18 protein-coding genes, 1 tRNA gene and 2 pseudogenes are annotated in these 22,348 nt (G+C 71.8%); 10 read left to right on the forward strand and 11 right to left on the reverse strand.

All coding sequences use genetic code 11. From position 1 onward, the window contains the following. Position 1 precedes the first annotated feature (1 nt). Together H305_RS0124365 and H305_RS0124370 are read left to right on the forward strand one after the other, a co-directional pair. Complete coding sequence (locus H305_RS0124365) at positions 2-2,848, forward strand: FtsX-like permease family protein (RefSeq protein WP_078629218.1); 2,847 nt, start codon at positions 2-4, stop codon at positions 2,846-2,848. A 388-nt stretch (positions 2,849-3,236) separates the two neighbouring features. Further along, positions 3,237-4,208, forward strand: coding sequence for an ABC transporter ATP-binding protein (locus tag H305_RS0124370; RefSeq protein WP_028802704.1), 972 nt, complete (start codon positions 3,237-3,239; stop codon positions 4,206-4,208). A 69-nt stretch (positions 4,209-4,277) separates the two neighbouring features. Here the strand turns inward: H305_RS0124370 and H305_RS0124375 are convergent, their stop codons facing one another. The 4 genes from H305_RS0124375 to H305_RS54100 all read right to left on the reverse strand — a co-directional run bounded on the left by H305_RS0124375 (position 4,278) and on the right by H305_RS54100 (position 7,619). After that, positions 4,278-4,976, reverse strand: coding sequence for a hypothetical protein (locus H305_RS0124375; RefSeq protein ID WP_028802705.1), 699 nt, complete (start codon positions 4,974-4,976; stop codon positions 4,278-4,280). Next, a complete protein-coding gene (locus tag H305_RS0124380; RefSeq protein WP_028802706.1) occupies positions 4,973-5,431 on the reverse strand; it encodes an acyl-CoA thioesterase in 459 nt (152 codons plus the stop codon). Before H305_RS0124380 ends, H305_RS0124375 begins: the two co-directional genes overlap by 4 nt. A 6-nt stretch (positions 5,432-5,437) precedes the next feature. Then, positions 5,438-7,102, reverse strand: a complete 1,665-nt coding sequence (gene ettA / locus H305_RS0124385; protein ID WP_078629219.1) for an energy-dependent translational throttle protein EttA — start codon at positions 7,100-7,102, stop codon at positions 5,438-5,440. A gap of 205 nt (positions 7,103-7,307) precedes the next feature. Further along, complete coding sequence (locus tag H305_RS54100; protein WP_078629228.1) at positions 7,308-7,619, reverse strand: hypothetical protein; 312 nt, start codon at positions 7,617-7,619, stop codon at positions 7,308-7,310. A gap of 300 nt (positions 7,620-7,919) precedes the next feature. Between H305_RS54100 and H305_RS53485 the strand changes: the two genes are divergently transcribed. Continuing rightward, positions 7,920-8,351 (forward strand): hypothetical protein, encoded by a 432-nt coding sequence (locus H305_RS53485; protein ID WP_158690571.1) that lies wholly within the window; start codon positions 7,920-7,922, stop codon positions 8,349-8,351. A 343-nt stretch (positions 8,352-8,694) separates the two neighbouring features. Here H305_RS53485 and H305_RS0124395 read toward each other — a convergent pair whose 3' ends face one another. Beyond that, positions 8,695-9,162 carry a hypothetical protein gene (locus H305_RS0124395; protein WP_028802708.1) on the reverse strand — a complete coding sequence of 156 codons (468 nt, stop codon included), beginning with the start codon at positions 9,160-9,162 and terminating at the stop codon, positions 8,695-8,697. 160 nt (positions 9,163-9,322) lie between these two features. On the opposite strand from H305_RS0124395, the pseudogene H305_RS52580 reads away from it, so the two are divergent. Both H305_RS52580 and H305_RS0124405 read left to right on the forward strand, forming a co-directional pair. Then, positions 9,323-9,457: pseudogene (locus tag H305_RS52580) on the forward strand (site-specific integrase); the annotation flags it as partial. 743 nt (positions 9,458-10,200) lie between these two features. After that, positions 10,201-10,485, forward strand: coding sequence for a DUF1876 domain-containing protein (locus H305_RS0124405; RefSeq protein ID WP_028802710.1), 285 nt, complete (start codon positions 10,201-10,203; stop codon positions 10,483-10,485). 870 nt (positions 10,486-11,355) lie between these two features. On the opposite strand, the gene H305_RS0124410 is transcribed toward H305_RS0124405, so the two are convergent. Continuing rightward, positions 11,356-11,431, reverse strand: a tRNA-Arg gene (locus H305_RS0124410). 310 nt (positions 11,432-11,741) lie between these two features. Here H305_RS0124410 and H305_RS0124415 point away from each other — a divergent pair. From H305_RS0124415 to H305_RS0124430, 4 genes are all read left to right on the forward strand, one after another. Next, positions 11,742-13,352: a dynamin family protein gene (locus H305_RS0124415; RefSeq protein WP_028802711.1), complete on the forward strand. Its 1,611-nt coding sequence runs from the start codon at positions 11,742-11,744 to the stop codon at positions 13,350-13,352. A 5-nt stretch (positions 13,353-13,357) separates the two neighbouring features. Then, on the forward strand, positions 13,358-15,925 hold the full coding sequence (locus H305_RS46950; protein WP_028802712.1) for a GTPase: 2,568 nt from the start codon (positions 13,358-13,360) through the stop codon (positions 15,923-15,925). 174 nt (positions 15,926-16,099) lie between these two features. Beyond that, positions 16,100-16,570: a single-stranded DNA-binding protein gene (locus tag H305_RS0124425; RefSeq protein WP_028802713.1), complete on the forward strand. Its 471-nt coding sequence runs from the start codon at positions 16,100-16,102 to the stop codon at positions 16,568-16,570. 258 nt (positions 16,571-16,828) lie between these two features. Then, positions 16,829-18,238: a Cys-Gln thioester bond-forming surface protein gene (locus tag H305_RS0124430; RefSeq protein WP_234021030.1), complete on the forward strand. Its 1,410-nt coding sequence runs from the start codon at positions 16,829-16,831 to the stop codon at positions 18,236-18,238. Between the two features lie 495 nt (positions 18,239-18,733). On the opposite strand, the gene H305_RS0124435 is transcribed toward H305_RS0124430, so the two are convergent. Both H305_RS0124435 and H305_RS0124440 read right to left on the reverse strand, forming a co-directional pair. Continuing rightward, complete coding sequence (locus H305_RS0124435) at positions 18,734-19,486, reverse strand: YcnI family protein (protein ID WP_028802715.1); 753 nt, start codon at positions 19,484-19,486, stop codon at positions 18,734-18,736. Between the two features lie 30 nt (positions 19,487-19,516). After that, the gene (locus H305_RS0124440) at positions 19,517-20,098 is read right to left on the reverse strand and encodes a hypothetical protein (RefSeq protein WP_028802716.1); all 582 of its coding nucleotides are present in this window, start codon (positions 20,096-20,098) and stop codon (positions 19,517-19,519) included. 76 nt (positions 20,099-20,174) lie between these two features. Here H305_RS0124440 and H305_RS52590 point away from each other — a divergent pair. Further along, positions 20,175-20,300 (forward strand): annotated as a pseudogene (locus tag H305_RS52590) (D-2-hydroxyacid dehydrogenase family protein); the annotation flags it as partial. Positions 20,301-20,319: 19 nt separating this feature from the next. Here H305_RS52590 and H305_RS0124450 read toward each other — a convergent pair. The 3 genes from H305_RS0124450 to H305_RS0124460 form a co-directional block, all read right to left on the reverse strand. Beyond that, positions 20,320-20,958 (reverse strand): DUF2087 domain-containing protein, encoded by a 639-nt coding sequence (locus H305_RS0124450; protein WP_037765101.1) that lies wholly within the window; start codon positions 20,956-20,958, stop codon positions 20,320-20,322. Between the two features lie 204 nt (positions 20,959-21,162). Next, positions 21,163-21,681 carry a hypothetical protein gene (locus tag H305_RS0124455; RefSeq protein ID WP_028802718.1) on the reverse strand — a complete coding sequence of 173 codons (519 nt, stop codon included), beginning with the start codon at positions 21,679-21,681 and terminating at the stop codon, positions 21,163-21,165. 101 nt (positions 21,682-21,782) lie between these two features. Beyond that, positions 21,783-22,348 (reverse strand): vitamin K epoxide reductase family protein (locus H305_RS0124460; RefSeq protein ID WP_028802719.1); only part of this gene is annotated, 566 nt, incomplete at its 5' end.

Raw genomic sequence — 22,348 nt, forward strand, 5'->3', positions numbered from 1 at the left:
CATGACCGGCCTCACGAACGAGACGAACGGCGCGGGCGGCGCGGGCGGCACCGACGCCGCCGCGAGCACCGGCGTCGTGGCGGTGGTGGCGGCCCCGTGGGTGCGCACCCGGCTGCGCGCCGCACCCGGCGTGGCGGTCGCCCTGGCCCTGCTCGTCGCGGTGACCGCGTGCCTGGCAGCCGCGTTCCCGCGAGCGGTCGACCGCTACGAGGACGCGGGGCTGCGCCGACTGCTCGACGACGCCACCGCCCGGCAGACCACCGTGCAGCTGTACGCCCCGCAGCCGGGCCTCGAACTCCCGCAGGCGGAGCGGGAACAGGCCCTGCGCGGCGCCGCCCTGCGCGCGGCGTACGGAAAAGTACTCGCCGCCGTCGAGCGGCCCCTCGAGCCCGACCGTGCCCAGTCCTCGTACGGGGTCCGCACCACCAACCCCGGCGCCGCGCTGGACCCCTGGCTGCCCCGGCCCACCGGGCTGCCCGCCCGTATGTCGCTGACCGCGCAGAACGGTCTCGCCGACCATGCCAGGCTGCGCGACGGCCGCCTTCCGCGCGTGCGGGGCGCCGTGACCGCAGCGACGCCCGAGGTGGAGGCGGCCGTCACCACCGCCACGGCCAGGACGCTGCGGATCAAGGTGGGTTCGGTGATCCACCTGCCCGGCGTGGAGCGCGCGCCGCTGGCCGTACGGGTCACCGGGATCGTCGAGCCGAGCGAGCCCGACGGCTCGTACTGGTCGGCGATGCCCGTGCTGCGCAAGCCCTCCTTGATCCAGATTCCTACCCAGGGCGGCCCGCCGGACAGGTACTGGCTGGGCGCGCTGCTGCTGCCGCCGGACGCGGCGCCCGTCCTGCTCGGCACGGCGGGGAAGCCCGAGCGCTACTGGCAGCTGGCGCCCGCCACCGCGTCGCTGACCGCGCACGAGGTGGACCGGCTGTCCTCCGCTGTCGCCGCGCTGGAGTCGGGGCCGGGGCTGGGGCGGGTGCGCGAGAGGGTCGACCCGCTGGCCGACGCGACCACGGACCTGGACGACGTCCTGACGGCGTTCGACCGGCTGCGGTCCGGCATCGGCCCGCTGGTGGCCGTGGCCGCCTTCGGCGCCGGCACGGTCGCGGCCGTCGTACTGCTGATGGCGGGCGGCCTCGCCGTCGACCGGCGCCGCGCCGAACTGGCGCTGCTGCGCGCCCGCGGCGGCTCCTTGCGCGGCGTGGCGGGACGGCTGCTGGCCGAGACGGCCGTCGTCGCGGTACCCGCGGGCGCCCTCGGCCTCGCGGTGGCACTGCTCGCCGTGCCCGGGGTCCGCCTCGCCCACGCGGTCGCCGCCGCCGTCGCCGTGACCGCCCTGGCGTGCGCCACCCTGCCCGTGGGGGCGGCGTTCGCCCACCGCGCCGTACGCGTCCACGGGGGCCGCGAGGATCTGGCGTCCCTACGTCCCTCACGTCGTCGCACGGTCGCGGAACTCACCCTGCTGGTGCTGGCGTCGGGTGCCGTCGTCGCACTGCGGCGCCGCGGGGCGTCCGGTGATCAGCTGGTCGCGCTGGCGCCGGTTCTGGTGGGCGTCATCGCGGCGCTGGTCCTGGTCCGGCTCTACCCGCTGCCGCTGCGCCGGCTGGCCCGGCCCGCCGGGCGGCTGCGGGGCGCCGTCGCCCACCTTTCTCTGGCCCGCGCGGGACGCACCTCCACCTCCACCGTGCTGCCTCTCCTCGCCCTGCTCACCGCCCTGACCACCGCCGCGTTCGGCGGCTCGGTCCTCGCGGGCGTCCACGACGCCCGCGACCGCGCCGCGCTCCTGGTCACCGGCGCGGACGCCCGCATCGAGGCGCCCCACCCGCTCCCGGCCGACTTGCCGGGACAGGTCCGGCGGGCGTCCGGCGTCCGTGAGGTCACACCGGTGAGCATCGCCTACGAGGCGCAGGTGGGCGACGGCTCCGGGACCGAGCAGGAAGTGGTGGCTCTGGTGGGCGTGGAGCCGGGGGCGTACGGGCGGCTGGCCCGGCGCGTCGGCCTCGGGGGCTTCTCCGGCACGGAGCTGGCCGTCCCCGCCGCGCGCGGCTCCTCGGGGACCGGTTCAGCGGCCACCGCGCGCGCGGAGAAACGGGTGCTCCCCGCGCTCGCCTCGCCCGCCGTCGCCGGCCGGTACGGCGAGCGTCCGTTCGCGGTGCGGCTGGAGGACGGCAGCCAGGTGACCGTGCGGATCACCGCCGTGCGGGACCTGACCCCGGCCGTCTCCGACCTCGACTTCCTGGTGGTGGACCGCGCGGGTCTGCCCGCCCGTCCCGCCCGGCCGACGGCGCTGTTCGTGACCGGCGGCCACCTCGACGGGGGCGCCCTGCGCGACGCGGCGGGCACCGGTGTGGAGGTGCGGCTGCGGGCCGAGGTGCGGGACGGGTACGTGGACTCGCCGTTGCAGTCCGGTGCGGAGCGGATCTACACAGCCGCGGTCGCCGCGGGCGCCGGGTACGCCGTGCTGGCGCTGCTGCTGGCCCTCGTGCGCGCCGCGCCCGAACGGACCGCGCTCCTCGCCCGCCTGCGCACCATGGGGCTCACCCGTGCCCAGGGCCGCCGCCTGCTCGTCCTGGAGGCCCTGCCCCAGGCTCTGCTGGCCGCGGCGGGCGGCGCGCTCACCGGCTGGGCGGCGATCCGTCTGCTGTCCCCCGGCATCGACCTGAGGGCGATCGCCCTCGCCACGCCCGACTCCTCGTCGGGGGGCGCCCCGCTGCGCACCGACGCCGTCTCGCTGATCCTGCCGTCCCTGACCGTCCTGGCCCTGGCGACGGGCATCGCGGCGGTGCAGGCGTGGTGGTCGGGTCGACGGGGGTCGGTCCGGGAACTGAGGGCGGGGGACTCCCGATGATCCCGTCGACCCCGGGCCCGGCCCCGGCGCACGCCTCGGCCCGCCCGGTCATGTGGCGTGAGTCCCGCCGCGCGGGACGGGGCACGAGCGGACTGGGCCGGCCGGCCCGGCAGGCCCCTGCCCCGGAAAGCGACTCGACCCGGCAGGCCCCTGCCCCGGAAAGCGACTCGACCCGGCATGCCTCCGGCTCAGGAAGACCCGCGGCCCGGCAGGTCATCCGCCCCGGATGCCGCCCGCCCCGAAAGGCCGGCCGTCCTGGAATCCGCCCGCCCCGACAGGCCCCCGATGCAGGAACCCACCCGGCCCGGCACGGCCCTCCGGCTCGGCCGGCCGTGCGCCCGGACCCGTACTCGACCAGTGTCCCCGTGACCCCCGCCGGAGGCAGGCGATGACCACCACCGATCCCACCTTCGCCGATCTCGCCGACCGTGCCACCGCGCGCCGGGACCGTCCCGCCTACGGCCACGACGCCCTGATCACCTGTGACCGGCTGGTCCGGATCTTCTCCGCGGACGGCGTGGAGGTCCAGGCGCTCCAGGGGCTCGACCTGCTGGTCCGCGAGGGCGAGTTGATGGCGCTGGTGGGCGCGTCGGGCAGCGGCAAGTCGACCCTGATGAACATCCTGGCCGGCCTGGACACCCCCACCGCGGGCGCCGCGCGCGTCGCGGGACGCGACCTGCTGACGATGGGGTCGAAGGACCGGCTGCGCTACCGCAGGGAGGTCGTCGGGTTCGTCTGGCAGCAGACGTCCCGCAACCTCCTGCCCTATCTGACCGCGGCCCAGAACATCGCCCTGCCGATGCAGTTGTCCGGCGCCGCCCGAGGAGGCCGCCGCACCCGCCGCGCCCAGTCCGAACGCGCCCTGGAGCTGCTGGAGCTGCTGGGGATCGCCGACTGCCGCAACCGGCGCCCGCACCAGATGTCGGGCGGCCAGCAGCAGCGTGTCGCCATCGCCGTGGCGCTGGCGAACGCCCCCGCCGTGCTGCTGGCGGACGAGCCCACCGGCGAACTCGACTCCCACACCGCCGAGCAGATCTTCGCCGCGTTCCGCACGGCGAACGAACACCTCGGCACCACCATCGTGATCGTCACCCACGACCAGGCGGTCGCCGGCGAGGTCCGCCGCACGGTCGCGATCCGCGACGGTCGCACCTCCACGGAGGTGCTGCGCCGCACCGAGGTCGACGCCGCGACAGGTCAGGAGGCGGTGGTCGCCCGTGAGTACGCCATGCTCGACCGGGCGGGCCGTCTCCAGCTCCCCGCCGACCACACCGAGGCGCTGGGCATGCGGGACCGCGTGGCGCTGGAACTGGAGCCGGACCACATCGGCGTCTGGCCGGACGACAGCACGCCCGGCTGAGGAGCCCGCGAAGGCAGCGCCCCGCACGGCCGGCGGACGAAGCCCGCGAAGGCGGTGCCGTGCGCGCGGTCAGCGGACGCTGACGTCCAGCGCGCCGAGTCCCGCCCGGCGGACCGCGATCGACCCGTACGGCGTGCGCAACCGCAGCCACGCGCCCGACGAGTACAGCCCGAGCGGGCTCTCCCCGTCCCCGGACCCCGTCCCGGGCCGCGCGGGTCGCAGGAATCCCAGTGACTGCGCCGCGTGCGCGGCCCGCACCGGAAGACCGGTGTCGCCGATCGGCCGGGACCAGATCTCCCGCCCGATCCGGTCGAGTTCGGCGCGCGTGCGCCGCTCGGGCGCCAACTCCTGCGTACGGGACCTGAATTCGGCCACCGCACCGGCGACCATGGCGCGCACGGAGTCCGCGGCGGGCAGTCCCGGCTCGGGCCTCCAGCCGCCGCGCGGCGGGAGCACCCCGGCCCACGGCGGCCCCGTGACGGCGGCCGGGACCGCAGCGGTGGCCGCCGACTCGTCGACGGACTCCAGGAGTTCACCGGCCGAGACGGTCACGTCCAGGGTGAGGTCGAGCCCGTTCTCGTACGGCTTGGCGAGGCGTGCCGTACGGACGGCGAGGACCTCGAACGACGGTGGCCGGCCGAAGACCGCGAGCGTGGTGCCCTGCGCCTGAAGGCGCACGGCCGCCGCGCGGTCGTAGTGGACCAGCCGGGAGAGGAAGGCGGCGAGGTCCGCCGCCTCCCCCGCGTCGACGAGGTGCAGGACGGTCATGCCGCGACGGCCTCGCCGTCCTTGTCGAGCTTTCCGTCCTCGGCGGCCTCGGCGCCCCTGCCGCCCTCGTCGTCCCGGTACTCCTCCAGGAACTCACGTTCCTCGGCGGTGATGCGACGCGGACGCTGGGCCTCGAAGTCGAACGGCACGACCACGGTCGCGGCACGGACGTAGAGCTGCTCCGCGTCCTTGACCTCGTACGTGATCGTGAACGCCGCCGCCCTTATCTCCGTGATCCACAGCTCGATGTCCACCGGCTCGCGCCGGTGGACGAGCTGCCGCTTGTAGTCGATCTCGTGGCGCGCCACCACGGACCCCTGCTTGAACTGCTTGTCCGGGCGGGTCAGGAAGTCGATACGTGCTTCCTCCAGGTAGCGGAGGAAGACCGCGTTGTTGACGTGGCCGTACGCGTCCATGTCCGCCCAGCGCAGCGGGCAGCGGTAGATGTGCCGCAAGATCGATCAGCCCCGGGTCAGCTTCTTGTAGGTGGCACGGTGCGGACGCGCGGCCTCGGCGCCGAGCCGCTCGATCTTGTTCTTCTCGTACGACTCGAAGTTGCCCTCGAACCAGAACCACTTGGACTCACCCTCGTACGCGAGGATGTGGGTCGCGACCCGGTCCAGGAACCAGCGGTCGTGGGAGACGACCACGGCCGCGCCCGGGAACTCGAGCAGCGCGTTCTCCAGGGAGGACAGCGTCTCGACGTCGAGGTCGTTGGTCGGCTCGTCGAGGAGCAGCAGGTTGCCGCCCTGCTTGAGCGTCAGCGCCAGGTTGAGGCGGTTGCGCTCACCACCGGAGAGGACGCCGGCCGGCTTCTGCTGGTCGGGGCCCTTGAAGCCGAAGGCGGAGACGTACGCCCGCGACGGCATCTCGACCTGGCCCACGTTGATGTAGTCCAGCTCGTCGGAGACGACGGCCCACAGCGTCTTCTTCGGGTCGATGTTCTCGCGGCTCTGGTCGACGTACGAGATCTTGACGGTGTCGCCGACCTTGATCGAGCCGGAGTCCGGCGTCTCCAGGCCCTGGATCATCTTGAAGAGCGTGGTCTTGCCGGCGCCGTTCGGGCCGATGACACCGACGATCCCGTTGCGCGGCAGCGTGAAGGAGAGGTCGTCGATCAGGACCTTCTCGCCGAAGGCCTTGGAGAGGTTGTTGACCTCGACGACGATGGAGCCCAGGCGCGGGCCCGGCGGGATCTGGATCTCCTCGAAGTCCAGCTTCCGCATCTTGTCGGCCTCGGCGGCCATCTCCTCGTAGCGCGCGAGACGCGCCTTGGACTTGGCCTGACGCCCCTTGGCGTTGGACCGCACCCACTCCAGCTCTTCCTTGAGCCGCTTGGCGCGCTTGGCGTCCTTCTGGCCCTCGATCTTCAGACGGGAGGCCTTGTTGTCGAGGTAGGTGGAGTAGTTGCCCTCGTAGGGGATGGCGCGGCCGCGGTCGAGTTCGAGGATCCACTCGGCGACGTTGTCGAGGAAGTACCGGTCGTGGGTGACGGCGACGACGGTGCCCGCGTACTTCGCGAGGTGCTGCTCCAGCCACTGCACGGACTCGGCGTCCAGGTGGTTGGTGGGCTCGTCGAGCAGCAGCAGGTCGGGCGCCTCGATGAGCAGCTTGCACAGCGCGACGCGGCGCTTCTCGCCACCGGAGAGGTTGGTGACCGGCCAGTCGCCGGGCGGGCAGCCCAGGGCGTCCATGGCCTGCTCCAGCTGGGCGTCCAGGTCCCACGCGTTGGCGTGGTCCAGGTCGTCCTGGAGCTTGCCCATCTCCTCCATGAGCGCGTCCGAGTAGTCGGTCGCCATGAGCTCGGCGACCTCGTTGAAGCGCTTGAGCTTGCCCATGATCTCGGCGGCGCCGTCCTGCACGTTCTCCAGGACCGTCTTGGACTCGTCGAGCGGCGGCTCCTGCAGCAGCATGCCGACGCTGTAGCCCGGCGACAGGAACGCGTCACCGTTGGAGGGCTGCTCGAGACCCGCCATGATCTTGAGAACGGTGGACTTACCGGCTCCGTTCGGACCGACCACACCGATCTTCGCACCCGGCAGGAAGTTCAAGGTGACGTCGTCGAGGATCACCTTGTCGCCGTGCGCCTTGCGCGTCTTGCGCATGGTGTAAATGAACTCAGCCAAGAGAAACCGTCCGGACGCTTGAAATCGGCAGTGGGCAGATACACCCCATCTTGCCTGACCGCCACCCCTGGATGGAAACCCGTTAGGTTTGAGGCCGCTGACCTGGGGTTTCGCGGCTGCCGGCTGCCGCTCGTCTGTCACTGTCGGTCGCCGTTGGTCGGCCTTGGGCACCTTCGCAGGGGCCAGGGACGGCCCAGCGCAATCACTACGGCCGGTCCCACTCGTCCAGCTTGATCTTCACTTGGTGGTTGTGATCTGCATGCCAGATGACCACGCCTGCGACCGCAGCTCCCATGGCGGGCAGCTCCAGATCATGCGGCATGCTGCCGACCTCGGCCAGTCCCACGGCATCGGGCATCCCGTGAATCCGGATGAAGACACCGAACCGCTGACGGCCGATGACCTCTCCTTCGATGCGGGCGCCCTCAGGTAGCGCCGCGACGGTTGCTGTCCAGCTCTCTCGAATTGCCTCTGCCGTCGGCACTCCAGGACCCGCCGGCCGTCTGAACTCATCCATGGCTAGAGCATGGCTGTCGAGCGGCGCCTTGTAAGGGCGGCGCATGGGATGGTCCTTGGGCCCTGTTAACGCGGGCTCCAGCAGTAGTCCAGGTCATCGGTGCCAGCCACCGTTGACAGTGGTTGAGCCTCCGGTGTGGGACGACTGCACCATGCACCGACACCCGCATGAAGAGTCTGGCTACCGGGGCCGACTCCCCTCTAGCACGACTGAAATCCGCACCTTAGACTTACGCCCGAATAAGCCCAGGCACATAGATCATTGAACCCGCCGAAGCGCATGAATTGACGGAGGTTCGCTATGCAATTTGCCGGAGTAGCCATTTCCATTCTTGCGCTCGGAATCAGCATTTTCTCGCTCGCAGATCGAAAGAAGCTTGACAGACGAGACCTCACTCTCAAGCTACACGAGACGCTAATCTCTCCCGAATTGCAAGCCGGAAGGCACATTCTTTTCAACCTGGACAAAGAGGTATCCGAACTTAGTCGAGAAGAATACGGTAGCGCCAATAGGGCATTGGCTACCCTTGACGTCGCAGGCTTCTATTGCGCCAAGGGGTACATCAACGAGGGGGACTTTCTTGAACTCTGGTCACCTTCGTTGGCTAAACTTAAATACAAGGCGGCACCGTTCCTTGCTCATCGAGACGCAACAAGGCCAGCCGATCTGCCAGCCTGGCCTTACTATAGACAACTGGTCGATAAGGCCGAGAATTCTCTTGACTCTCGCTGAAATCCACTGTCCGCCCACATAAACAAACATATGATCCGTAGCTCTAGCCGGATCGGTCAGCGACCGTCATACCGGCCGCTACGAGGCCCCGGAGGGACGCCACTGGCCGCTGCTGATCGAATCTGCCGATCGGACATGGACCACGCCGCTCTTCCTCACCGAGGACGGCGGCGCACTAGTGGCCTCCGCCGGCTGGCCGCTGCCGCTGGCTGTCAGGGAGCCACCGCTTTAGGAGCGAGGTTGGGCGATCACGGACGTGACCCGCGGATACCTACTCTGGGCGGACGCCAGCCGAATTACTGAAATTGAACTCGTGATGTCGGGCCTCGCGGGCTGAGGTGTGTCAGATGTGGGCCCTGATTTGCTGCACTGGATGTCCGAGCGCGTCCCCGATGGCGTTCAGTTCCTCGTCGCTGAACCAGGCGCGCTCGGGGTTCCAGATGGCGATCTCGAATCGAGCAAAGCCACAGGGCCAGTCGTAGTCCAGTGCGTCCAGCGAGGTCGCGATGCCGCAGCAGGGGACCACCACGGCGAGGGTTGCGAAGCCGTCGTCGCAGTGGGCTTCGAGTAGGTCGCCCCACCATTCGGTGTCGATCGACGCGCCGCAGTGGGGACAACCGATCTTCTGCAGATTCTGACCACAGTCGACAATGGTGAGTGTGTCGTGCCAGGTCACTTCGATCTCGACGTCGACGCCGCCGGGGAGCCCGGGGGCCAGGTCCTCCACGATCGACGCAGTACGGTCGGCCGCGGCCTGTTCGGGCTGCCAGTGCGGGTCGGTCGGAATGACAGAGAGAACGTCGTCGCTCATGGGCTCACTCGACTCGTCGGCCGGGAACCTCATCCAGGCGACGCGATGCTACTGATCGCGTGTGCGGGTGGCAGGTTCCCAGTTGGTCACGCGTCGAGGGCCAGTCCGGTGCCGGTGCCGGTGCCGGTGCCGGTGCCGGTGCCGGTGCCGGTGAGACAGCCTGCCTGACCGCTACCAGGCCATGCCGGACGTCGGCGCGGGGTGCGGACTCCGCCAAGGCGAGATCTTCGGTCTCGCGGTCGACGACCGGGGAGATCTCGGCTGGCTCTACGTCCGGCAGCAGGTGAAGAAGGTCCCGGCTATGGTGCGTCTGTCGCTACTGATTGCCCTCGCCGTCCTCGCACGGCCACAGACGGCCAGGCCCTCGACGACGATGGAGCCCAGGCGCGGGCCGGGCGGGATCTACAGGGGAGGGGTGGGCATGGACATCGTGGACCTCATGGAATGGCTGATCGAGCAGGGGTGCTGCGCAGTCTTCAAAGCTGACGGCGAGCGCACCCCGGGCACACGATGGATGGTCATCGTCTCCGGCGGAGCCTTGGGCAAGGATTCGTTCTTTCGTACCGACCAGCCCTCGCCGGACGCGTGTCTTCAGGACTTGCTCGATCACCTTGAGACTTCTGGAATCTCTCCCATCGCCTGAGGACGGCGACTGCTCCCCTGAGGACGGCGGTTGCAGTGCTCTTGGAGACCGTCGTGGCAACGGTGTCACCGCGGGCGTCGGCCGAGGCGGCGCCGAGCGGGCCGAAGGCAGGAGGGCGGGCGCAGCCAGAGCCGGGAAGCGCGCCCGGCACAGCGGAGCGCAGCCGGGTGCAGGGGGCTGTGACCTGGCCCTTCCCTGCCGCCGCTCGCGCCCGACCCGGCACTGGCTGCCGCCGTCGGCCGCTGCCGACCGCCGCCGTCCGGCTCCCCGCCACACCCTGTGGGTGCCCGGCGAGTGACTGCGCGTCCTGGTCGACCGCCACCTCGTGCGGAGCGGGGCGAAGGGGCACATTCTGGTAGTAGGGGCTGGGTCCTGCCCCGGAGGTGATCACAATGATGGAGACAAAGACACGGACCGCGGTCGGATGGCACGTGGAGATGGAGTTCGAGGAGGACGACCACCGCACACGTGCCGCCGCGCTCCTGAGACTGCCCGACGGCAGTGAGGTACGCGCACACGGATACGCCAGCCGCCACCCCTCCGACTCGAATCAGCCGAGGGTCGGCGAGGAGGTCGCGGGGGCTCGTGCTCTGAACGAGCTGGCCATGAGGCTGCTGACCAAGGCGCACGACGAGATCGACGAGGCGTCGGGCAGGACCTCGCACCCGCTGAGGGCCTGACCCGAACGGACCGGCCCGGGCCGCTCGGTCCGGGCAGCCGCGCCCGGTCGGCCGGACACGGACCTTCCCGACCGGGGTCGGTCCGGGCAGCGTGCTCCGTCGGACGAAACCGGGCCTCCCCCGTCAGGGTCGACCCGGGTAGCCAGGACGACCGGGCCTCTCCGGCCCGACTTCTTCGACCGGGCCGCCGACACCGGCGGGGCGTCCCGCACCGGATTCACGGTGCGGGACGCCGCCGTTCCCAGGGACACCCCCGCACGCACGGACGCCGTCGTACGCAGGGACCCCGTCGTACGCAGGGACCCGGTCGTACACAGAGACTCGGGCCGACTCGGGGCGGGCCGGCACGCGCCGAGTGGAAGGGCCGCTCCCGCCCCTGAGCCACCGTCAGCGCACAAGGCCCGCAGCTCCTTTCGGCAAGCGGCGTGCAAGTACCGCGCCGTTCCGGCACGCACCGCCGGAACGTCCAGACCGTCGGAGCGTCCGCGCCGTGCCGCACTCCGGGTCGTCGACACGCGGGGTCGACGACACGCGGGGGCGCCCGGACGTCCGAGGGCCCGGTCTCGCCCCGGGCAGGCGTCGGAGTCGGATCGCGCCGGCGTGTCGTCCTCGATGACCGCCATCCGGGCGATGACCTCGCGGAAATTCGTGATCGCGCCGGAGAGACGGTTCCACCGTTCGTCCCCGCGCGGGCCGGCCCCGGGTCCGCTCCGTCAGGTCGGCCGTCGCGGCGCACGCGGCGCGCTCATGGGTGTGGTGCCGGAGAGGTGGGCGAAAGTGACCACAGGCGCTTGGCCCGGGCTCGAGGAAGCGGTTGAGTCACCGTCCCGAGCGCTTGATCGAACCGCGAATCCGCAGGTCTGAGCAGCATGGCGCCCCCGGCAGGACTCGAACCTGCGGCCAAGCGCTTAGAAGGCGCCTGCTCTATCCACTGAGCTACGGGGGCCGGGTGTGGTGGCCTGTGTCGCGGTGCCCGGGTGTGGGCTGATCCTTGACCTTGCCGGGCACAAGGATAGGGCTCCCGCCTCCTTGTCCCTCGCGCTTCGCCTCCGTGGCTCGATGTGGAGGTTCAGTGAAGCGGTCCCGATAATCGCAGGCGGGTACGAATCGTGCACCGCTTTTGGCGCCTCGCGCATCGGGTGTTGTGCACTCGTTATGCCTGCGCCCCAGTCATCCCTTCCGCCCCGTGTGTCCTGTCGGCGCGCAGACGCACCCATATGCTTCAGAATGCCGCCAAAATTGGGCATTCTTCGCATGTGGTGACCTTGGACGTACGGCCTCAGCTGCTCGACGCACTCTCCGCCCTGCGCGACCGTGTCGCCGCCGCACGCTTTCCGCTGCCCCTGGCGGGGGCTCCCCGCGCGCGTGCCAACCGCGACGAACTGCTCGCACAGCTCGACGACTATTTGGTGCCCCGGCTGAGACAGCCCGAAGCACCGCTTCTCGCCGTGATCGGTGGATCGACCGGCGCGGGCAAGTCGACTCTCGTCAACTCCCTTGTCGGACGGCGTGTCAGCGAGGCGGGGGTGCTGCGGCCGACGACCCGCACCCCGGTGCTCGTATGCCATCCCGAAGACCATCACTGGTTCAGCGGGATGCGCGTGCTGCCCCAGCTCACGCGCGTGTGGAAACCCCATCAGGAGCCGGGCGACGATCTTCCCGGGCTCTCCGGGCAGTCCATGGAGCCGGTGCTGCGCATCGAGACCGCCGACACGCTCCCCCGCAACCTCGCCCTGCTCGACGCCCCGGACATCGACTCCCTGGTCGCCGACAATCGTGTGCTCGCGGCCGAGCTGATCTGCGCGGCCGACATCTGGGTCATGGTCACTACGGCCGCCCGGTACGCCGATGCCGTGCCGTGGCACATGCTGCGCACGGCCAAGGAGAACAAGGCGACCCTGGTCACCGTGCTCGACCGGGTGCCCCACCAGGTGGTGTCGGAGGTCTCGCGGCAGTACGGCGCCCTGCTCACCAAGGCCGGGCTCGGCGAGGTGCCCCGCTTCACCGTGCCCGAACTGCCGGAGTCCGCGTGGGGCGGCGGTCTGCTGCCCGCCACCGCCGTCGCGCCGCTGCGTACGTGGCTCCTGCACCGCGCGCAGGAGCCGGTGGCCCGCCACGAGGCGATGGCCCGCACGGCGCAGGGAGTGCTCGACTCGCTGATGAGGCGGATGCCCGAACTGGCCGGTGCGGCAGCCGCGCAGTACGCCGCGGCGCTGCGGCTCACCTCGGCCGTCGAGAGTGCGTACGACAGCGAACACGCGCGCGTGAAGGGCCGTTTGCAGGCCGGCGCCGTGCTCTCCGGGGGTGCGCTCAAGAGGTGGCGCGCCTTTCCCCTGGACTGCACCGCCGGCGAGCTGCTCGACTCCCTGGTCGAGAGCCTGAGCGCGCTGCTGCTGTGCTCGGTCACGGCGGCCGACGAGCGCGTCGACGAGGTGTGGCGGCGCGAACCGGGCGCGCAGGCCCCGGGCCTGATGGACCGCGACCCGACGCTGGAGAGCGCCGAGCACCGGATCGGGATGGCCGTACGGCGCTGGCGGCGCGTCATGGAGGAGTACGCGGAGGAGGAGGTGCGCGGCCTCGAGAAGAGCGCCGCGCCCGACACCGAGATGGTGGCCGCGCTGGTCGCCACCGCGCTCCTGGGCGGTCGCCGGGCGCGGAACGCGGGCGAGGGGCTCGCGGAGCGGATCGGCGCCCACCGCGCGTTGCGGCTGCGCGACCGGGGCGGCCGGCTGCTGACGGACTACCTCGACAGGACCCTGAACAACGAGCGCGAACGCCGTCTCGCGCCGCTCGACGCACTCGACGTCCACGCGGAACCCCAGGCCGAACTCATCGCCGCGCTGTCCGTACTGCAGAAGGAGAGGTGACCGCGGTGACTGCCGTCACTGACCACACGGATCACGCCGACCGTCCCGGAGACAACCCGCACGGAGACAACCCGCACGGGGACGAGCCGCGCGGAGACACTCCCCGCGGGGAGGCCACGCACGGTCAGGAGCGCCCCGGCGACGAACGCCCCGGGGACGGCCGCCTCGGGGGCGGTCGTCCCACCGGCGGGCACGACGGGGACGCGCACGACGACGAGGGACGTGGCACGCGGGGGCCCGAGCGAGAGGGCCGCCCCGCGGAGGCCGGGCCGCAGGAAGGGCGCCCACGGGACGAGCGGTCCGCGGGCGGCGGTACGCCGCAGGGCCGGGGCGAGGACGCCCGTCCGGCAGACGCCCGGTCCGGAGAGGCCCGGTCCGCGGACGCCCTCCCCGCGAGGGCCCGGTCCGACGAGGCACGCCCCGGAGGTACTGAGCACTCACCGGCCCGTTCCGAGGGCCGGAATCCGCGAGAGGCCCGGTCCGAAGACAGGGGGACTCAGGAGGGCCGTTCCCAGGACACCCGGGCCGACACCCGTACCGAGGCCGCCCCGTCCGGAGGCGTCCGGTCCGGGGACGCGCCCTTTGAGGGCGGCGGCCGACCGGGCCGGAACCGCGCGGGCGACGAGCGCTCCGCGGGCGCCGCCGGGGACGACGCCCCCTCCGAGGACGCGCGCCGGAAGAGCACCGGCCTCCTCAAGGAGCGACGGGCGGCCCGCAAGGAGGCGGCTGCCGCCGAGGGCCGGTTCCGCAGGGGCCCCGGAGCCGGGAAGCCCTACGGGGCCGGACTCCCCCAGGGCGCCCCGGCCGGTGAAGGCGACGGGCACGCGCGCGTGAACGGCGACGACGAGTCCGCGCGCGCGGACGGCGACGCGGTCTGGGACGACGGGCTCATCGCACGGCGCGTGACGGAGCCGGCCACCGGAGGGGAACCGCCCGCTCCGGACACCAGACCCGCCGCGCAGGCCCCGCCGGCACCGCTCTCGTACGACGCCCCGCTGCGCGCGCGTCTGGACGCGCTGCGTGAACTCGTGGGCGTATCGCGGGCGCGGCTCGACAGCGAAACCCTCGCGGAGGCCGGCCGGGTCCTCGACGAGGCCGCGGCGCGCCGCAAGCTGTCCGGGCAGCACACCGTCGTGGCCATCGCCGGGGCGACGGGCAGCGGCAAGTCCCAGCTGTTCAACGCGCTGGCGGGCGTGGCGATTTCGGAGACCGGCGTCCGCCGGCCGACCACCGCGGCGCCCATCGCGTGCAGTTGGAGCGACGGCGCGGCCACCCTCATCGACCGGCTCGGCATCCCGGGCCGGCTCCGCAGGCGGCCGTTGCAGAGCCCGGAGGCCGAGGCGCAGCTGCGCGGTCTCGTCCTGGTCGATCTGCCCGACCACGATTCCGCCGCCGTCCAGCACCGCGAGCAGGTCGACCGCGTCCTGAAGCTCGTCGACGCGGTCATCTGGGTGGTGGATCCCGAGAAGTACGCGGACGCCGTCATCCACGAGCGCTACCTGCGGCCCATGGCCGGACACGCCGAGGTCATGTTCGTCGTGCTCAACCAGGTGGACCGGCTGCCCGGGGAGGCCGCCCACCAGGTCCTGGACGACCTGCGGCGGCTGCTCGACGAGGACGGCATCGCGCTCGGCGAGCACGGCGAACCGGGCGCGACCGTGCTCGCGCTGTCCGCGCTCACCGGGGACGGCGTCGGGGAACTGCGGGAGGTCCTCGGCCAGTTCGTGACCCGGCGCAACGCGCCCGGGCGCCGGATCTCGGCCGATGTCGACGCGACCGCCACGCAGCTGCGCCCGGCGTACGTGACCGGTCGGCGCGTCGGGCTCAGCGAGGAGGCCCGCGACGAGTTCTCGGACCGGCTCGCGGACGCGGTGGGCGCCGTCGCGGCCGGGGAGGCGGCCGAGCGCGCCTGGCGCCGCAACGCCAACCGCGCCTGCGGCACGCCCTGGCTGCGCCTGTGGCGGTGGACGCAGGAACGCCGCGATCCCCAGACGGCGCGTCTGCCGGTGCGGGACCCCGCCGACGAGGAGGCCACGGCACGCCAGCGCGTGGAGCAGGCCGTACGGGTGGTCGCGGACCGGGCGGCGTACGGACTGCCCGCCCCCTGGTCCCTGGCGGTGCGCGAGGCCGCCGTGCGAGGGGCGCAGGGGCTGCCCGAGGCCCTGGACGAGATGGCGGTGCGCGCCACGACTCCGGCGAGGCGTCCGCCGCGGCCCGGCTGGTGGCCGGTCGCCGTGCTCGCGCAGGCGTCGATGACGATCCTCCAGATCGTCGGCGGACTGTGGCTGGTGGCGCAGATCGTCGGGGTGATGGCGCCGAACCTCGGGGTGCCGGTGCTGCTGATGGTGGCGGGCATCGTCGGAGGTCCGCTCGTCGAGTGGGGCAGCAGAATGGCGGCCCGTGGACCGGCCCGGCGCTACGGGCAGGAGGCGGAACGGCGGCTGCGCGAGGCGGCCACCGCATGCGGCAGGGCCCGTGTGCTCGATCCCCTGGCCGCGGAGTTGTTGCGGTATCGGGAGGTCCGGGAGGAGTACGGGCGGGTGACGGGGGCGGCGCCGGCCTCCGTCGGGTAGCGGCATCGTGTCGGACGGCTGCCGCTCCTTCGGGTGAGACGGTTGTCCACAATCGGCCGGTGGCCCACAGGGCCCGGCGGGCCCGGCCCGGCGCAGGCAGTCTGAACTCGCGGCGACCGCAGCAGCGCAGCGGTCGCCGCGTCGGACGCATTCGCACGGGAGAGGGGTTCGGGCATGAACGAGACGACGGTGTGCGTGGTGGGGAACGTCGCGACGCAACCGGTCTACCGGGAGGCGTCGACCGGGGCGTCGGCCCGGTTCCGGCTGGCGGTCACCTCGCGTTACTGGGACCGCGAGAAGAACCAGTGGGTCGACGGGCACACCAATTTCTTCACGGTGTGGGCGAAGAAGTCCCTCGCGACGAACGTGGGGGCGTCCGTGTCCGTGGGGGATCCGGTCCTCGTCCAGGGGCGGTTGAAGGTCCGTACGGAGACGCGGGACGGCCAGAGCTGGACGTCCGCGGACGTCGAGGCGACGGCGATCGGACACGACCTGTCACGTGGCACATCGGCCTTCCGCCGGCCGCCGAAGGGCGACACGGGACCGGTCTCGCCGCCCCAGCCTGAACCGAGTTGGGAGACACCCCCACCCACCTCTGCGGACGCGACCTCCCAACAGCGCCCCGAGCCTGTCGGAGTGACGTGACGTCAAAGGATCGCGCGATCTGACCGAACTGCGCCTTATCGGCGAATTCGAACCGATCCGCCATCGTGGATTTGTCGATAAGCGCAGCTCACAAGCAGGTGAGGGATAACGATTCCGAGTCGGATCGGTTATCGGATGGAATGACCGGGGAGCGTGGTGCGCCGCGTCTTTAGGATGCCGGGCATAGCTCACGGGGCTTCTGATTCTGCTGGCGGGACCGTCCCCCACATCAACGGGTCCTGCGCGAAGGGGAATTCTGTGTTTCGTTCGTTCTCTGCGTCGTTCGCGCGCAGGCGGGTGACAGCCCGTCTCACCGCCGCGACGTTGGTGTCGGGTCTCGTCGCCGCGGGGGCGCTCGCCACCGCCGGCACGGCCGCCGCCGACGAGACCCCGCAGAGCCCGGGTGGTGCGACCGCCACCATCGGCGACCTGAAGACCTACGGCTCCGCCGTCATCCACGATCACGGCGAGGACTCGTGGGTCTCCGCGGGTCTGTTCGAGATGTCCGTCGACGACGGCGGCATGCTGCAGACCTACTGCGTCGACCTCCACAACCCGACCCAGCGGGACGCCAAGTACCAGGAGACGCCCTGGAGCGGCACGTCGTTGGGCGCCAACAAGGACGCGGGCAAGATCCGCTGGATCCTGCAGAACTCCTACCCGCAGGTGAACGACCTCGCGGCCCTCGCCGCGAAGGCCGGTGTCGCGAACCTCACGGAGAAGGACGCGGCCGCCGGTACGCAGGTGGCCATCTGGCGGTACTCGGACGGCGCCGACGTGGACGCGGCCGATCCCGGGGCGCAGAAACTCGCGGACTACCTTCAGAAGAGCGCGCGAGATCTCCCCGAGCCCAAGGCCTCGCTGACCCTCACCCCGCCCGCGGTCTCCGGCCATGCCGGCGAGCGGCTCGGCCCGGTCACGGTGCACACCAACGCGGACAGCGTGACGGTGGCGCCCCCGGCGGACGCCGCGGCCGCGGGCGTGGAGATCGTCGACAAGGACGGCAAGCCGGTGACGTCCGCCGTCGACGGCGGCCACGTCTACTTCGACGTACCGAAGGACAGCGCGGACGGTGCGGCCGCGCTGACGGTGCAGGCCTCCACGACCGTGCCGGTCGGCCGCGCTTTCACCTCCGAGACCCGCAGTCAGACACAGATCCTCGCGGGCTCCAGCGAGTCGACGGTCTCCGCGACGGCGACCGCCGGCTGGGCCGCGAAGGGCGCCATACCCGCTCTGTCCGCCGAGAAGAACTGCGCCGAGGGCGGCGTGGACATCACGGCGCGCAATGAGGGCGACGAGCCGTTCACCTTCGAGCTGATGGGGAGCGAGCACACCATCGGGGCGGGGGCGTCCGGGACGGTGACCATTCCGCTCCAGGAGGACCAGGCGTACGACTTCACGATCACCGGTCCGAACGGCTTCCAGAAGCGGTTCAAGGGCGTCCTCGACTGCAAGACCCAGGGCAGCGCGAACGACATCTCGACCCAGACGGTCAGTGAGCCGAGCCCTGCCTCGGTGGGCGGCACGTCCGCCGGCGACAGCGATCTCGCCGAGACCGGCAGTTCGAACGCGACGCCCGTCATCGCGGGCATCGCCATCGCCCTCGTCGTCATCGGCGGCGCCGCGGTGGTCCTCGTCCGCCGCAAGAAGTCACCCACGCAGGACTGAACCACACAGGACTGAGCCCCCAGACACCTCGACAGCTCGACAGCTCGACAGCTCGACAGCTCGACAGCTCGACAGCTCGACAGCAGGTGACCCTACTCAGGACGGCTTCGTGACCCCGTGGCCCCGGCCCGCCCCAGGCGCCCGGGGCACGGGCCTTGTCGAAGGGCCGCTCCGCCGGCCGGCCGGACGTGTCCCGCACCCGGGTCGGGCGGTCCCGCGCGGCGGGCAGCCGTTTGTGATCTTCGATACCCGCGCGGGCGTTACCCGCGCGGGCGCGCGGCGTACACCATCGGCTACATCATCGTCGGCCTGTTCGTCGTCGTCCGGGCGGCGGCCGTGGCGTACTGGCGGCTCGTCAAGGTCGAGCAACGCCGGGCGGTCCGCCCCGCCGACGGGAACTGGCACCGATCCGCCGCCCCACCGGCCGGAACCGGCGGGGCGGCTGCCGCGCCGTGGGCGGACGCGCGCGTTACGGCCGCGGGCGCCGCGCGGCGGCTAGGAGCGTGCGTTCCGGCCGCGGGCGAGGGCGAACCCGGCGGCGAGCAGCCCGAGGACACCCACGACCAGCCCGGCGACACCCAGGCCGCGAGCGGTCGAGTCACTGCTCTTTTCGCTCGCGGGTGAGGCCTTGGCGGTCGACTCCGACGCCGGCGCCGACGAGGAGGCCGAGGACGACCCCTCACCGGAGCCCGCTCCGCCCGCGCTCTCGGCGGTGAGCGAGAGCAGCGGCGCCGGGCTCTCCGGCTCGTCGCCGCCCTTCGGTGTCTCCTCGATCCAGCGGACCACCTTGCCGTCCGAGTAGGTCTGCAGGGTCTTGAAGGTCAACTGGTCGGTGTCGCCCGGCAGTTGGCCGAAGGCGACGTCGAAGTCCTGGAACTCGCCGTGCCGGATCCGGCCGCCGGTCCAGGTGATCTCCGAGACGGCGTCGGTGATCGTGCCGTCGTCCGTCTTGATCGGCTTCTTCAGCCTGGTGGTCGTCACCTTGGCGGTCCAGCCCGCCTGCGGAGTGACCAGGACGCCCAGGACGGGGTGGTCGGTGGGCAGGAACACCTGCACCTTCGTGGTGCTGGCGGTGTCCTCCTCATTGGGGACGCGGAAGGTCAGGACACCGTCCGTGGCGCCCTTGGGATAGCTCTCGGGGTGGACCGTCACATGCGCGAAGGCGGCACCCGCCGCGGTCAGGACTCCGGCGGTGCTCAGGGCGGCGACGACGCCGGCGCGGCGCAGGGTGGTGCTCATCGCGGACATCAGGGGACTCCGTACTGGTGTGGAACGCGGTCAGGTCGTGTACGCGAGCCCGGCCGGCGGTCCCCGACGGGAGACGGCGTGCCGCAGCAGCACCTGCCGCAGCGGCCGCGCCGGCACCGACCGGGGGCGTACGGCACCCCGGCGCGCCGGTGCGGAGGAAGTACCCGTCCGTACCCGCCACCACGCGACGAGACCCGGGACGAGCGTCACGGCCCACCGCAGCAGGGTCCACAGCGCGGCCTCACCGCGCCGCATCCACCAGGTCACCAGCAGGGCCGCGGCCAGATGTGCGGCGGTGGCGTGCGCCGTCATGGCGTGCGTGTGCGTCATGTGCGCCCCGTGCATGGTCATCGCCGTGCGCGGCCGGGCCGCCTCGAACCCGAAGTGGAGTCCGGCCTGCGCGGCCAGCATCCCGCCGCCGATCCCGAGCAGCGACCGTTCCCGGCCGCCCAGCAGACAGGCGGTGGCGAAGACGACGAGGACCCCGGCACCGTCCGCCCGGAGCGGCGGTGCCTGTCCCGTGGCCAGTGCGTGTCCCCCGGCGGCAAGCAGCACGCACAGCACGGCGAACACCGCCGCGCGCAGGCTCCGTACTGCCGGGGACGCACTCATGGAGCCCAGATACTGCCATGCGGCGAGAGGGACCGCCGTGGCTTCCCGGGCGCCGCCCCGCATCCGGACGCTCCGGCCCCGTCTGCTGGCGACCCCGCACCTCGGCTATGTTTCGCGGGCCAACTACGAGACGTACTACGGCGCGGCGGTCGAGGACATCCAGGCGTTCCTGGCCGGCGAGCCCGTGCGCCGGCTGGGCTGAGCACCCGGCCCGCGGGCACTCATGCCGTCGCCGCGGGCCGCCAGTAGAAGCCGTACTGGCGTTGCAGGTGATGCAGGTCCACGAGGTAGCGCCGCAAGGTCACATGGTCGACGGGGGCGTCCTCGCACCAGGCGCGGAGCTTCTCGTTGACGGTCCGCTCCGGGTACTCGACACCCGGCTCGAAGGTCCGCTCCGCGATGTGCCGCAGCACGACCAGCTTGCGCTCCCACTGCGACGGCAGCCGGACCAGGCGGCCGTCGCGCACGAAGGTCCGCAGCACCCTCTCGGACCGCTCGTCCTGCGAGCCGTGGTCCTCGGTGGCCGTCGTGCGCGGGCGGGCGGCGCGTGCGAGTTCCCTGAATCGCTGGTAGGCGACGCCCAGACGTCCGTCTGCCTCGGCGACGAAGCCCTGGTCGCAAAGGCGTCGCAGGGCGACGGCGGTGTCCTTCGGGGAGAGTCCCGCCCGCTCCCTGACCTGTGTCGGGTCGTCCGCCCCGAGGGCCACCGCGGCGAAGGCGCGCACCCGCTTCTCCTCGGCGAACAGGCCGACCAGCCTGGCGAGTTCGGCGGGGTCCGGCAGCTCGGGCAGGCCGCTCCGACCGCTCGGCAGGTCGGTGGGCCGGTCGGTGGGAAGGTCGGTCGGTTCGTCGGTCGGCATGCCCGGCAGGCTAGTCCTGGGCGGGCCGGGCGCCGTAACGAATTTCTTGCCGCTCCTTCGGCCGTACGGCGGTGGACGCGTCGAAAGCCCAGCTCGGAAAGGGTGACTGGGCGTGCTCGAGTGGTCCGGCAACGCGGCGGGCTGCCGTGCCGGGCGTCGCGGCCCCGGGCTGATCCAGACGAAACCCCTAGGAGGACGAAACCCCTAGGAGCCCGACCCCGCCTCCACGTTCGCGCCGGGAGCCGTCGTGAGCAGCGGTGTGAGCACGGCTGCCTGGGGGAGCTGGGTGTCCGGGAGCCCGAGGTGGCCGGGGTTCGGGGGACCGAGCGGGGCGTCCAGGGACAGTCCGGGGGTCAGCGTCCGCAGGCCCGCCGCGGGCGCGTCGACGCCGACGTGCTCGAAGCCGTCGCCGAGGACGTGCGGGAGGGGCGTACGGACGTCCGCGCCGGGCAGTCCGCCGCTGAACGGCAGCTGCGGCAGGGCACCCTCGGGGATCAGCCGTCCCTCGGTGTACCGCGGGCCCTCGGGACTGCCGGGCGTCGGCAGCGGCAATTGCCCGGAGATCTTGGGAGCAGGCAGGTCGAGGGCGTTCTCGACACCTTCCAGAGGTACGGGGACCGGGACCGTGCCGGCCGCGACGGCGGGGGCCGCGGCGGCGGCGCCCACCGCCGCCACGACGCCGGTCATGACGGCGGCCAGAGTTCCTCGTGTGGTCGGTTTCATCTCAGGTACGGCCCTTTCAGGGTTCGGCGGGTTCAGCGTCCGTACCGCTCAACGATGCCGAGAACGCCCCCAGTTCAAGATTCCGCCGACGGACGCAATAGTCAGCTCGTCCAGAAATCCCACCATCGGGTCAGGATCAGCATGCCGATGATGCCGATGTGCAGCAGCGGCAGGACCCAGGTGAACTCCCCGAGGAATTGCCGGAGCCAGGCGGGCGCGGGCAGAAATCCATTGCGTACGTTGAACGACGTCACGTACCAGAACATGATGATCGTGGCGACCCAGGCGAGGCTGCACCACAGGCAGAGCGCGTTGATGCGGTAGAGCGACTGGAACTGCAGCCAGGTGCAGAATCCGACGCCGAAGAGCGTGCCGGCGTTGAAGGTGAGCCAGTACCAGCGCGGGAAGGTCGCGCGGGCGAGCAGGCTCATGCCGACGCAGACGACGATGCCGTACGTCACCAGTCCCAGCATCGGGTTGGGGAACCCGAAGGCGGAGGCCTGCTCGCTCTTCATGATGTTGCCGCAGGAGACGACCGGGTTCAGGCTGCACCCGGGCACGAAGTTCGGGTTCTCCAGCAGTTTGAACTTGTCGATCGTGATGACCCAGGCGGCGAGCAGCCCGGCGGCTCCGGTGATCACCAGCATCAGGGCGAACGCGCGGCTGC

Origin of the sequence: Streptomyces sp. 142MFCol3.1 (assembly GCF_000424945.1) — a bacterium.
Classification (GTDB): domain Bacteria; phylum Actinomycetota; class Actinomycetes; order Streptomycetales; family Streptomycetaceae; genus Streptomyces; species Streptomyces siamensis.